Annotated in this window: 11 protein-coding genes; 8 read left to right on the plus strand and 3 right to left on the minus strand. The window is 44.5% G+C overall.

Annotation, left to right across the window (positions count from 1 at the left end):
* Positions 1-678 precede the first annotated feature (678 nt).
* From IM462_RS12800 to IM462_RS12825, 6 genes are all read left to right on the plus strand, one after another.
* Positions 679-846, plus strand: coding sequence for a type II toxin-antitoxin system HicB family antitoxin (locus IM462_RS12800; protein ID WP_287700256.1), 168 nt, complete (start codon positions 679-681; stop codon positions 844-846).
* Positions 847-894: 48 nt separating this feature from the next.
* Positions 895-1,182 carry a BrnT family toxin gene (locus tag IM462_RS12805; protein ID WP_287700257.1) on the plus strand — a complete coding sequence of 96 codons (288 nt, stop codon included), beginning with the start codon at positions 895-897 and terminating at the stop codon, positions 1,180-1,182.
* On the plus strand, positions 1,160-1,384 hold the full coding sequence (locus tag IM462_RS12810; RefSeq protein ID WP_002738113.1) for a hypothetical protein: 225 nt from the start codon (positions 1,160-1,162) through the stop codon (positions 1,382-1,384). The genes IM462_RS12805 and IM462_RS12810 overlap by 23 nt, the downstream gene beginning before the upstream one ends.
* A 613-nt stretch (positions 1,385-1,997) precedes the next feature.
* Positions 1,998-2,744, plus strand: coding sequence for a pseudouridine synthase (locus tag IM462_RS12815; protein WP_002780344.1), 747 nt, complete (start codon positions 1,998-2,000; stop codon positions 2,742-2,744).
* 26 nt (positions 2,745-2,770) lie between these two features.
* Positions 2,771-3,532 (plus strand): helix-turn-helix domain-containing protein, encoded by a 762-nt coding sequence (locus IM462_RS12820; RefSeq protein ID WP_002780343.1) that lies wholly within the window; start codon positions 2,771-2,773, stop codon positions 3,530-3,532.
* Between the two features lie 8 nt (positions 3,533-3,540).
* Positions 3,541-4,389, plus strand: coding sequence for an ADP-ribosylglycohydrolase family protein (locus IM462_RS12825; RefSeq protein WP_287700258.1), 849 nt, complete (start codon positions 3,541-3,543; stop codon positions 4,387-4,389).
* Positions 4,390-4,702: 313 nt separating this feature from the next.
* Here the strand turns inward: IM462_RS12825 and IM462_RS12830 are convergent, their stop codons facing one another.
* The 3 genes from IM462_RS12830 to IM462_RS12840 form a co-directional block, all read right to left on the minus strand.
* Positions 4,703-5,695, minus strand: coding sequence for an aldo/keto reductase (locus tag IM462_RS12830; protein WP_287700259.1), 993 nt, complete (start codon positions 5,693-5,695; stop codon positions 4,703-4,705).
* Positions 5,696-5,746: 51 nt separating this feature from the next.
* Complete coding sequence (locus tag IM462_RS12835; protein ID WP_287700260.1) at positions 5,747-8,812, minus strand: efflux RND transporter permease subunit; 3,066 nt, start codon at positions 8,810-8,812, stop codon at positions 5,747-5,749.
* A gap of 230 nt (positions 8,813-9,042) precedes the next feature.
* Positions 9,043-10,503 carry an efflux RND transporter periplasmic adaptor subunit gene (locus tag IM462_RS12840; RefSeq protein ID WP_287700261.1) on the minus strand — a complete coding sequence of 487 codons (1,461 nt, stop codon included), beginning with the start codon at positions 10,501-10,503 and terminating at the stop codon, positions 9,043-9,045.
* 269 nt (positions 10,504-10,772) lie between these two features.
* Here IM462_RS12840 and IM462_RS12845 point away from each other — a divergent pair, with 269 nt between their 5' ends.
* Together IM462_RS12845 and IM462_RS12850 are read left to right on the plus strand one after the other, a co-directional pair.
* Positions 10,773-12,137 carry an SUMF1/EgtB/PvdO family nonheme iron enzyme gene (locus tag IM462_RS12845; protein ID WP_287715261.1) on the plus strand — a complete coding sequence of 455 codons (1,365 nt, stop codon included), beginning with the start codon at positions 10,773-10,775 and terminating at the stop codon, positions 12,135-12,137.
* Between the two features lie 106 nt (positions 12,138-12,243).
* Positions 12,244-12,490: hypothetical protein (locus tag IM462_RS12850; protein WP_287715263.1), on the plus strand; the 247-nt coding region annotated here is incomplete at its 3' end.

Raw genomic sequence — 12,490 nt, forward strand, 5'->3', positions numbered from 1 at the left:
AGGATTTTGAGGATTAGAGGATTTTCAGGATGCTCAATCTTAAAAGATTGTCAGGAGTTTCCAAGTAAATAATCCAGTTAATCCTAAAATCCCGTTAATCTTGGTTTAGACTTCTTTGTGAGGATACAGAAGGATTGTAGGGCGATGCAGAAGAGTTGTAGGGCAATACACAAAGATTGTAGGACAATGCAGGACTTAAACGCTTTAATGGGGCGTAGTTGCGATTGGGTGCGGGTTTATTTGCACAATCCTAATTCTGGTGTCAGGGAGGAGGATAGGCATTTGTGTGATGGCATTGGTACAAAGAATTATCGGACTAAGGAGATTTTGCCATGACTTCCACGAAAGAATAGAGATAACCAGCTAGGGTAAAATTAGGGTTTCGGCTTATCCTCAACTCAGGTTAACTAGGAATAGGCCGATTTATTTTGCTAAGGCTATATTTTGAGCAACTTTTGTCAATTTAGCCACAAACATAAACATAAATCGTAGGTGCGTTAGCCAAAGCGTAACGCAGCAATTTAATAATAAAGTTGGTGCGTGGAGCGCGGATTATTAATTGGTTTTTTTGTCAGAGATTATCGCCGCAAACACGCACCCTACAAGCTCAGGCTTACACAAAAAAAACAAATTTATGTTATTTTTAAAATAAATATCAGTCAATAAAAAATATTTATTATGAATATCAAAGTGGTTGTCTGGCAAGAAGATGATGTTTGGTGTGCAAATGTACTAGCTTTGTCTGGTTGTCATACTTGGGCAGAAAATTATGATGATTTGATGGTCATGGTTAAAGAGGCAATAGAAGGCTGGTTAGAAGTTTCTCATGAAAAAAAAATTACTTAAAATTTAAAAGTGTACCGTTTAGTAGGAGATTGAACTATAATTAAGTTGATGAACTTACAATTTGAGTGGGATAACCCCAAGGCAAAACTTAATCTCAAAAAGCATGGCATCAATTTTGAAGAAGCCAAGGCTGTTTTTCGAGATCCTCTAGCCTACATTTTTGATGATGAGTGGCATTCGGTCGGTGAAAAACGAGAAATTATTATCGGACACGATGACAAGAATCGCCTTTTAGTAGTTTGTTTTACTGAAAAAAATCAAATGATTCGTATTATCAGCGCACGTTTAACAACCAAAAAGGAACGCCAAGACTATGAAAAATACACAGGACTCTAAAACTAACCAAAATTTACAGGATGACCTACTTCCTGAATATAATTTTAATTATACTAAGGCTCATCCTAATCGTTTTGCTTCTCAGGTAAATGAGACAAAAATAACTGTTACCTTAGAATCGGATGTCGCTAAAGTTTTCAAAAATTCTGAAGATGTAAACAAAGCACTTCGAGCTATCCTATCTGCTATTCCTGAAAAATAAGTTAACATTAATCCTGTAGGGTACGCCATTCGATAGCGTAACGCACCAATTTAATAATTAAGTTGCTGCGTGGGGTGCGGATTATTAATTTGTTTTTTTGTCAGAGATTATCGCCGCAAACACGCACCCTACAAGAATCTATAAAACTAAAATCAACACAGATAAATGTATTAGTAATGATTTTCTCTATTCATTCACAATTTCTTCCATCAATTGCCGATCTCTTTCTTCTCTCAACCGCTTGGATAACCGAGAAATAACCCGTTTAAAGTCATATCCCCCCGTAAAAAAAATTAGCCCGACTTTTTTAACAATTGTCGGCAAAATTTTGCTTGCTTTTTTCACGGCTTTTTGCAATAATATTTTTATAAGACTTTATATACAATGGAGTGGTAGAGTTCACTAAAGAACGCACAGATTCCCATTATAAGAAAAGTATAACCGAAGCCGCCGCCCAAGTCAAGGGATTACTCCTCTTTTTTTTGAGAAGTTTTCAAAGAAAAAAAATCAAAGAGGCAGCCGGAGATATTCGGTTTTTCTTCACTATTTGGGCGAAAAAACCCTTTTAGGATGCCTATAATAGGAGATAGAAAGGGTTAAAAACTAAAAAAAAATGGCGGAGAGAGTCCAGAAAATCCTTGCCCAGTGGGGAATTGCCTCCCGAAGAAGGGCGGAGGAGATGATCGTAGCCGGCCGGGTGAGACGGAATGGCAAAATCGTGCAGTTAGGAGAAAAAGCCGACCCAGAAAAAGATCACCTAGAGATAGACGGAAAAAAAATTGAACCGGCCAATCGTCCCAAAAGATTGTATATACTGGTCAACAAACCCATTGGTGTGGTTTCTACCTGTAAGGATCCACAAAACCGGCCGACAGTAATCGACCTTTTGCCCGACTCCCTTGCCAGCGAGACAGGGTTACATCCCGTAGGCAGGTTGGACATCAACACCACTGGGGCTTTACTCCTCACCAACGACGGTCAACTGACCCTCACCCTCACCCATCCCCGTTATCATTTGCCCAAAACCTATCGGGTTTGGCTAGATGGTGCGATTGATAGACTTGCTCTCCAGCGTTGGCGAGAAGGTATCCTCTTAGAGGGAAAAAAAACCTTACCCGCACAGGTTGAGATACTCAAGCAAACCGACCAAAAAACCCTACTAGAAGTTATTTTAGTGGAGGGAAGAAATCGGCAGATTCGCTCTGTAGCCGAAGAGTTAGGCTATCGCGTCCTGAAACTTCATCGCAGCGCCATCGGTCGTATTCAATTAAACTCTGGTAATAATTCCCCCTTACCCTTGGGTGATTACCGTTTTTTAACCCTTGATGAACTGAAATATTTAAAGAACCAGATTAACTAAGCTGAAAGTCAGCCCCTAATAGCGATATGTTTCGCCTTCTCCAATCACAACTCGATCCCCAGCATAAACAGCGCACCAAATTACTGGAAATCGGCGTTTATTTGCAAAAAAATCGCCTAGAACAGTCCCTTTCTCTCGAGGAAATTGCCCAGAAAACCTTAATCCCGCGCCATCGCCTAGAAGCGCTGGAAGCGGGGGATTTGGAGGCATTGCCCGAACCGATTTATATTCGTTGGTTAATCAAACAATTTGCCGATAGTCTGTCCCTGGATGGTGAGACGATTAGCCGGCGTTTTCCCACCAAGGTCAATAACTTTTTTAGGGGAACAAAACCGTCTTTATCGCTGCCAAGTCTTCAAATTCGCCCGATTCATCTCTATTTTCTCTATTTAATCTTAGTTATTGGTTCCGTACAAACCCTATCCCACGTCCTGCAAAAATCGGTACTGCAATCGAATCGCTTACCGCCGCCTTCCTTGCCACAACAGCAAATTGTCCAACCGAAAAGCAATCCCCTTCAACCGGTAGCCAACAAAACCAGCAATAATCAGCAGCTGGTGGTGGGGGTAAAACTGGAAGATGACTGCTGGCTGCGGGTGGTGGTGGATGGGAAGACAGAATTTGAGGGTGTGCTGCCCCAGGGAACCCATCGCACTTGGCAAGCAAACCGGGAATTAACCGTGAGGGCAGGTAATGCTGGCGGGGTTTACGTTGCCGTTAATAACGCCAATGCTAAACAACTGGGGCAACCGGGCAAAGTCGGGGAAGTCACCTACCGGGCAAATTGAGCTAATTTATGCAGAAGGTCTTTTCACCCCTCGAACGCCTTCAGGGAGGGTTAATCGGGGCATATATCGGGGAATCATTGCATAATCAGCCCCTAATACCAGCCTTTAACTATGAGGCTACACCGAGGACGACCCTGCTTTTGCAAGCTCTGCAATCTCAGGAAGATTTGCCCATTGCGATCGCAGCTAGGCAGCAGTCGGAATCGGCGTTATTATTTGTGCTACTGCCGGAGATTTTAACCTGGCCTGACCATGGGGAACGTTGGCAAGCTAGATTAAATTTTTGGCTGAAAAAGGGCTTAATTTCCGAGTTAACCCGACAAGAAGCGATAATTTGGGGAGAGGCGGTAGGTCTGTTATTACAGGGAAAAAGGCCTTTAAATCAGTTAATGGGGCAATTGCTAACTATTAACCCCAAGAATAAGCTATTAGAGCAGATTCAGTCAGCTTTAGGGCAGAATCATCCCTTAGAGTCCATTTTATCGGCTTGGGCGAAAGATAGCTCACCTTTGGGAATTGCGATCGCAGCTTCTCTCTATACCTTTCTGCAAACGAGCGAGGATTTCGCCGTGAGCGTGCGTCGTGCTAATTCTAGTCCCTATCAACGGCAATTAACCACCACTTTAGCGGGGATTTGGGCGGGATTGTACAACGGTATCGAGGGGATTCCCCTAGCTTGGCGGCAAAATTTGCCGAAAGAGTCAGTTAAACAGCAATTAATTGATAAAGCTGAGGAAATCTATCGAATTTCTTTGGGCATATCTCCTCATCTTGTCCTATCTCCTCATACTGCCGTCGCTTACGGGGGAACTTTGCAACCCCGTCCCAGCTTAAAATTGGTCTCTCAAGATAAGTAGTCGTGCAAAATTAACTTCTTGGTTAGGATAGGCAAAAGGCAAGAGGCAAAAGGCAATAGGGAGAATAAATAATCAGTTCTTAATAACCAGATTTAGTATTACTTAGGGTTTGCTGAATAAATCTAAAAACCTTGTTGGATAATATCTTTAGGCTTTTTTGACCTCAAAAATTGCCAGTTCTTCGAGTAATCGGGGGGAAATTGGCTCTCTTATTCTTTGTCTGATCAGTTTAACTTATAAGCGATCAATCTTTGCTTCCTTTGTGTCTTTGTGGTTCGTTCCACACCCCACCAACAAGCTTTTTCAGCCAACCCTACTTAGTTTGAAAGATATTTTGTACCATTTTTTTATCCAAACCTGCGGCAATTTTATCTAATTCTGCTATTTCCCCACTGTCTAAAGTCCATCCTAAAGCCCCAAGATTATCCTCAGCTTGCCGAATATTTTTAGCTCCGGGGATAGGAATTGTTCCCTTACAAATACACCAATTTAAGGCAACTTGGCTAATGGTTTTATTTTTAGCTTGGGCGATAACTTCTAGACAACTTATCAGAGGCGAAATAGCGGGAATTAATTGACCAAAAAGGAAGCGACGTAATCCTGGGGGTAAGTTTTTATTATCTCGATATTTCCCCGTTAATAAACCCAAAGCTAAGGGACTATAGGCAATAATTTTAATGCCCAATTGATCACATAGTTCCTTTAATCCTAAGTCAGTGAGAGGATAGGTAGAAAGGAGAGAATACTGTACCTGTAAACTGGTAATAGGAATGCCGCGACTGGCAAACTTTTGATAGGCAGACTTCAATCTTTTCGGTCCAAAATTGGATAAACCGACTCCTTTAACTAACCCCTTTTCCAGACAATCCCCCAATCCGTCTAATAATCCTCCCTCCTGCCATGGCGCATAATTGCCCGTTGACCAGTGCATTTGCACTAAATCCACCGGGCGGCCTAATCTGGTTGCCGAAGCTTGACAAGCTTTCACCATGGCATGACGGGTTAAACGCCAAGGATAAGGGGCGAGTTTGGTGGCAATACGGATATGATCAGCGTTATAACCGGTATATTCCCCTGTAAAGCGTCCTAATAGCTTCTCACTCTGTCCGTTGAGTTTGCCTGTGCCGTAGGAGTCTCCCGTATCAAATAGGGTGACACCCCGCTCGACGCAGAGATTAAAAACCGCTTGTAACTGGCTATCCATACTCTCATCATAACCCCAGAGAAGACGATTTCCCCAGGCCCAAGTACCGCAGCCCATGGGGGGAAGGGATAGAGTTTGATGTGTGACTGTCAAGGGATTCATGGGTTAGTTTCTCTGGGTTTTTTCTCAAGCTTTCAGCAAGATATTTTACTACTAAATCGACTTGGGTTTTTGTTTAACAAATAATCCCCGCAACCAATAGTAAAAACTATCGATATAAGTAAAGATTACCGGTACAACCACCAAAGTTAATAGGGTGGAAGTGGTAAAACCACCAATAACAGCAATCGCCATCGGTGCGCGAATTTCCCCATCTGCACCTAAAGCTAAAGCAATCGGTAACATCCCGGCAACTGTGGAAACGGAGGTCATAATAATTGGTCGTAAACGAGAGACTCCCGAATCAATCATCGCCTTAAACTGCGGTTTCCCTGACTCAATGCCACTCAGGGCAAAATCTACTAACAGAATCGCATTTTTAGTGACTAACCCCATCAGTAAAACTATGCCAATTAAAGCGTATAAACCTAACTCTTTTTGGGTAATTAAAAGAGCGATTAAAGTACCACCAATCGATAAAGGAAGGGAAGTTAAAATCGCTAGGGGATAGAGAAAATTGTTATACAACAATACCAGAATCCCATAGATAGAAATAATTGCTAAACTTAACGCCCCCAAAAAACGAGCGAAGATATCGCGCATAATACGAGCATCACCAAAGGGTTCTTCTGTCACCTCTGGGGGTAAGTTTTTCATGATTGGTAAAGCGCGAATTTGTGTCACCGCACTTCCCAAAGAAACTCCCTCTAAATTAGCTCCAATATTAACCTGACGTTGACGGTTAAAGCGTTGAATTTCCGCAGGTCCACTACCTAAGCTAATTGTCGCCACCGAGTTAAGCGGTACTAACGTCCCATTACTGCTAGGAACGCGCAAATTTTGCAGAGTTTCTATCTCGCTGCGTCCATCGTTGGCAATTTTTACCCGGATGGGAATTTGTCGGTCAGCAAGGTTAAATTTAGCTAAATTAAACTCATTATCGCCGATTAAAGCTAAAGATGCAGTACGGGCGATCGCTCTGACCGAGACTCCCTGATCAGCAGCCCGGACAGGATCCGGTTGAATAATAATCTCCGGTTTAACTAAACTTACCCCGGAACTTACCTCGACAAAACCGGGTAAAGCCCGCATTTCTCGCTCTAATTTTTGGGCAGTTTGGGTTAAAATATCGCCATTTTCACTTTTTAAAATAATAGCGACATCCTTAGTGCTTCCTGCTCCCCCCTGCGCCCGAAAAGTCACTCTTGCTCCCGGTATCTTCTGGAAATCCCGACGGGTTTGTTCCTCAAATTGCCGTTGAGTTAGCGATCGCTGTTCCTTAGGAACTAAATTAACATATATTAACCCCGTGTTTACCCGTCCCGAATCTCCCGGAATAGCCAAAACATTAGCGACGGCGGGATTTTTTTGCAGTAAACTATTCACCTGATTAGCCACGGCAACAGTATCATTCAAAGTTGCACCGGGAGGCAATTCTAGGCTGATTGTACTTAATCCAGTATCCCCAGAACTAAATAACCCTTTTGGAATCAAGGGAACTAACTGTAAACTACCGATAAAAAAGGCCAAAGCCGCCAATAAAGTCAGGATTCGATGACGTAAAGCCCAAGTTAACAAACTTTTGTAGGGACGAAAACGGGGGCGCGAGGAGGGATTACTATCACCGGTTTTCAGCTTTTTCGGCTGTAAAATATAGGCACTTAACATCGGGGTGACGGTGACAGCGATCAAACTGGAGAATAGGGTAGAAACCGCCACCGTAACGCCGAAAGGTTGAAAGAATTGCCCCGGCACACCGCCCATAAAAGCAACCGGCAGGAATACCGCCATAATTGCCGCTGCACTGGCTAAAACGGCTAATCCAATCTCTTTTGAGGCATCAAAGGCCGCTTGCAGGGGTTTTTTACCCATAGCTAAATGTTGATCGATGTCCTCCACCATACACACCGCATCATCGACCAGATTACCCAAAGCTAAAGCTAACGCCAGCAGGGTCATACCGTTAAGGGTATAATTTAGGGACTGCATCACCCAAAAAGTCGGGAAAATGGACAAAGGCAGGGCCAAACCCGTGATAATCGTGGCGCGCCAATTGCGTAAAAATAGACCCACCGTGATCACCGTCATCATACAACCAATCAGGAGATCGCTAAGAAGGCTTTCGTAACTAGCACGAATTGAGTCAGCACGGGTAAAAATTAATTGAAATTTAATATCTTCGGGCAGTTTTTTCTTTAAATTCTCGATTTCTTGGCGTACTGCTGTTTCTACCGTCACCAAGGTGCTGCCAGTCCCCCGTAAAATCGAAAAACCCACCACTGGCTGCCCATCTAAGAGGGCCATTTGTCGAGGATCACTGGAACTATCGCTAACTGTCCCTAAATTGCTTAAGGGGACGCTATCACCGTTAGGTAAAGAGATTTGATAATTTCTTAAATCTTCGATCGTTTCAGCGCTGCCGAGGGTGCGGACAGTTTGTTCACTGCCGGCGATTTCCGAGCGCCCTCCGGGTAAATTAATATTAAAACTACGAATTTGGTCATTAACCGCCGTGGCCGTGATACCGTAGGCGATCAGACGGCCGGGATCTAAATCTACACGCACTTCTCGATCAACTCCCCCAACGCGATCAACTCGTGCTACCCCCGGCACTCCCGTTAAAGCGCGGCCAATTTGACGATCAACTAGATCACTTAATTCGGCGATCGATCTTTTCGGGGAGGAGATGGTATAGTTCATCACCGCACCCCCAGCAAATTCTAAACGTTGGACAATTGGATCGTTAGTATCTTGGGGTAAATCCTGCCGAATTTGCGCTATGGCATTACGCACATCATTGGTAGCGCGATCGCTGTTAGTGCCAAGGATAAAGTTAACGGTGGTGGTGCTGCTGCCTTCGTTAATGGTAGAAGTAATTTGATCGATATTACCCAAGGCAGCCACCGCGTCCTCGACTTTTTTGGTGACTTGGGTTTCCAATTCCTCTGGACCTGCGCCGGGTTGATTAACGGTGATAATCACGGCCGGAATGTCAATATTAGGAGAGCGATCGATCCCTAATCCTAGAAAGGCAATGTATCCCATTAGGGCCATAACCAGGGAGATCAGGATCGTCGGAATGGGATTTTTGATAGACCAATTAGAAATATTAAAAGCCATAATTTCAGTTATCAGTTATCAGTTATCAGTTATCAGTGGGTAAGTTATCAGTTACCAGATGTGAGTTTTCAGTTACCGGTTATCAGTTATCAGTTATCAGATTTGAGTTTTAAGTTTTAAGTTTTGAGTGAGCAGTATATATTAAGTGAGCCTGATCAAATGGCAGTTTGCTACTGTCTTTTCACCGATCACTGATTACTGATTACTGGTTACTGATCACTGATTACTGATTACTGATCGCTGATTGCCGTAATTTTGTCGCCATCACCGAGATAGGCTGCCCCTTTGACCACAATGCGATCGCCCGCTTGTAAACCGGTGAGAATTTCCACGCGGTTATTGGGCATAATTTGACCTAATTGCACAGTTTTGGCGGTAACGGTGTTATCAGGTTCCACTAAATAAACTAGAGCTTGATTATCTTTTTGAGGTAAAACTGCGGTCATGGGGACGGTTAAACTATTGCTAATATTTGTCACGATCGCACCTCGTAAAAACATCCCCGGTTTTAACCCTGTATTGTCGGTTAAATCGACTTTAACCGTTGCCTGACGGGATGCCTCATCGACGATGGGATTAATTTCGCGCACCTGTCCCGATAATTTTAAACTGCTATTAGCATCGGAAGTGATAGTAACGGGCGCTCCGACGCGGATTAAGGGCAATTGATTCTCAGGAACCCGCAATCTTAGCTCTAAACGCCCATTTTCGATGATTTTAAAGAGAGCATTTTGACCGTTGGTGGTATCCCCGATGCGGCCATTTCTTTCGGCAATTTTGCCACTGACCGGAGAAATCAGGCGCGTCTCGTTTAATTGGGCTTTAACAATGGCTAAACGGCTTTGAGCCTCCGCTAATTGGGCTGTAGCTTGGGCGATCACTTCGGGACGATTGCCGGCTTGCAATTGTGCCAGTTGCTGCTCTGCTTCTCCTAAACGAGATTGGGTCTGTTGTACGATCGCCGCTTTGTTTCTTTCTTCGTTGAGGACTTCATCGAGACGATCCCGGGCGATCGCTCCTTCCGCTTCTAAACTTTGGTTTCTCTGGACCCGTTTTTTAGCCAAATCCCAATCCGATCGAGCTTGACTAATTTCGGCTTTTATGCGTTGAATAGTTTGTTTAGCTCCAGCGATCTCCTCTTTACGGCTCCCCGCTTGCAATTCTGCCAAACGCGCTCGGGATTGGGCGACATTAGCCTGTGCTTGGGTTAATTGCGCTTGTAGGACGGTATCATCGAGACGAGCCAAAATTTGACCTTGGCTAACGATATCACCCTCATCGACAAAGATTTCTTTGATTTGTAGTCCTGTCGCTTGGGAAAGAATCGGGATTAATTCATCGGCTGCCACGCTTCCAGTCGCTTTCAGGGTGCGGGCCACGGGAGTAGATTCTACCCTAGTGGTGGTTACTGTTTGTGCCGGTGCTTCATTTTTTGCCGCTACGGGCTGAGTATTGGGGTTTTGGGCTGTTTGGGGTCGATTAGTGAAACGAGTCGCCCCTAGGGTCAATAAAACCCCCAATCCCACACCGATAAATAAACCCTTTCCTCCCGATAGCCAAGAGTTGGTTTTTGTCGGTTTTGGCGAGTATTCGGGTTTCTCTGGCTCAATTTCGGGTTTAAATGCGATAACTTCGGGAACTAGCGAATTATCGGCTGAATGCTGGTTATTTTCTAGGGTATCTGGCCGCACGGTCTGCCCTCTCGGTAGATTCTGGATAAAATGTTAAGTTTTGTATCCATTTATAATCTAACGGAAAAAGGTCGCGGGTGGGGAAAGTGAGAAAGTGGACTTGCTGTAAAAATCCCAAATTGTCCTGGTTGGTGAGGAATCAGTAGTTAGGAGACAGGAGACAGGAGACAGGAGAATTAAGAATGAGTAATAATCAATTAAATGGTTTATTTAGAGATTTTCTGCCAGTTAATCTGGCTCTCCCCTACTTGTGGTCATAAGAAAAAGTTATGAAAAAGTCAGAGATCCAAATTTTCTTGGCCCATGCCAGTGAGGACAAACCAGCAGTTTTGGCACTGTATAACCGCCTCAAGCAAGCGGGATATAAACCTTGGTTAGATAAAAAAGACCTGATTCCGGGTCAAATTTGGCGAGATGAAATTCCGAAAGCGATTAAAGCTAGTCAGATTTTTCTCGCCTGTCTGTCAGGGAAATCGGCTAATAAACAGGGATACATCCAACGGGAGTTGAGGATTGCACTTGATACCTTGGGAGAGATGCTACCGGGGACAATTTTTTTTATTCCCATGAGGTTAGAAGAATGCGAAATTCCTGATCTGCGAATGTCAGAAGTTGGCTTGAATCTGCGAGATATTCACCGGCTTGATTATTGGGAAGAAGACGGATTTGAGCAACTAGAAAGAGCAATTGGCTATCAGTTCAAGCTTGAACCGGAAGAGCCAAAACAACCGGTAATCGTTCCAGAAGAGCCAAAACAACCGTTATCAGTATTTAACTTTGAGATCGTGCGAGTAAATGCGAAGGGTGAGCAAATCAAAAAAGAGTCGAAACAGTCCCAATATTTCAGGGAAGATTTGGGCAACGGCATCACCCTAGAAATGGTCGCCATCCCGGGGGGTACATTCACGATGGGAACAGAAGATGAGGAAATCGAAAGACTGGTTAAAAAATTTAATTGGGAAGGATTTAGATGGGAAAGACCTCAACATCGAGTAACCGTTTCTTCTTTCTACATGGGACGTTATCCCATCACCCAGTCCCAGTGGAAAGCGATCGCCGCAACCGCTAAAATAGACATCGACCTAGAGACAAACCCTTCTAACTTCAAAGGGGATGAGCTACCCGTAGAAAGTGTCAACTGGTATCAAGCAACGGAATTCTGTAAACGACTATCAAGGGAAACAAAACGGGAGTATCGGCTACCGAGTGAGGCAGAATGGGAATACGCTTGTCGTGCTGGAACCACCACCCCATTTTACTTTGGGGAAACCATTACCGGGGAATTGGCCAACTACGATGCCAGTAAGACCTACGCAGAAGAAGCGAAGGGAGAATATCGACAACAAACGACTCCCGTGGGACAATTTCCCCCCAATGCCTTCGGACTGTACGATATGCACGGCAATGTCTGGGAATGGTGCGCCGATACTTGGCATGATAATTATGATGGTGCGCCGACGGATGGCAGTGTCTGGACAGAAAATGGGAATAATAATCGTTCTCCTATGCGGGGCGGTTCTTGGTACGCCAGTCCACTTAGCTGCCGTTCCGCTTACCGCAACTACGACACCCGCCGCGACGTCAGCATCGTCTACGGTTTTCGGGTGGTGTGCGGTGCTGGGAGGACTTTGTAACCCTTTTTCTCTTTTTTTCCCTTTTTACCCTCATTTCCTATTTTTTCTTTTTTCTTTTCTTTCCCGCCCTTAGGCGGGTCGATTTTGTAGGGGCGAACTGTGGTCAGTGAGTTTATCGAACTGCGTTCGTCCGCCGGCAATAATCGGGTTAATCACGGGATTGGGGTTTTTTGGGGTTTTTTGGTGGGGGTTGGGCGCACGCGGTGCGCCCCTACGGGTTTTGGGGGATTTGGTTTTTTTGGGGTTTTTTGGTGGGGGTTGGGCGCACGCGGTGCGCCCCTACGGGTTTTGGGGGGGTTGGGTTTTTTGGGGTTTTTTGGTGGGGGTTGGGCGCACGCGGTGCGCCCCTACGG

This window comes from Microcystis sp. M144S2 (assembly GCF_020246065.1).
GTDB lineage: Bacteria > Cyanobacteriota > Cyanobacteriia > Cyanobacteriales > Microcystaceae > Microcystis > Microcystis ichthyoblabe_A.

Excerpts from the sequence above, each read along its gene's own strand:
- IM462_RS12800 (WP_287700256.1), top strand. The coding sequence starts at position 679 with ATGAATATCAAAGTGGTTGTCTGGCAAGAAGATGATGTTTGGTGTGCA.
- IM462_RS12805 (WP_287700257.1), top strand. The coding sequence starts at position 895 with ATGAACTTACAATTTGAGTGGGATAACCCCAAGGCAAAACTTAATCTC.
- IM462_RS12810 (WP_002738113.1), top strand. The coding sequence starts at position 1,160 with ATGAAAAATACACAGGACTCTAAAACTAACCAAAATTTACAGGATGAC.
- IM462_RS12815 (WP_002780344.1), top strand. The coding sequence starts at position 1,998 with ATGGCGGAGAGAGTCCAGAAAATCCTTGCCCAGTGGGGAATTGCCTCC.
- IM462_RS12820 (WP_002780343.1), top strand. The coding sequence starts at position 2,771 with ATGTTTCGCCTTCTCCAATCACAACTCGATCCCCAGCATAAACAGCGC.
- IM462_RS12825 (WP_287700258.1), top strand. The coding sequence starts at position 3,541 with ATGCAGAAGGTCTTTTCACCCCTCGAACGCCTTCAGGGAGGGTTAATC.
- IM462_RS12830 (WP_287700259.1), bottom strand. The coding sequence starts at position 5,695 with ATGAATCCCTTGACAGTCACACATCAAACTCTATCCCTTCCCCCCATG.
- IM462_RS12835 (WP_287700260.1), bottom strand. The coding sequence starts at position 8,812 with ATGGCTTTTAATATTTCTAATTGGTCTATCAAAAATCCCATTCCGACG.
- IM462_RS12845 (WP_287715261.1), top strand. The coding sequence starts at position 10,773 with ATGAAAAAGTCAGAGATCCAAATTTTCTTGGCCCATGCCAGTGAGGAC.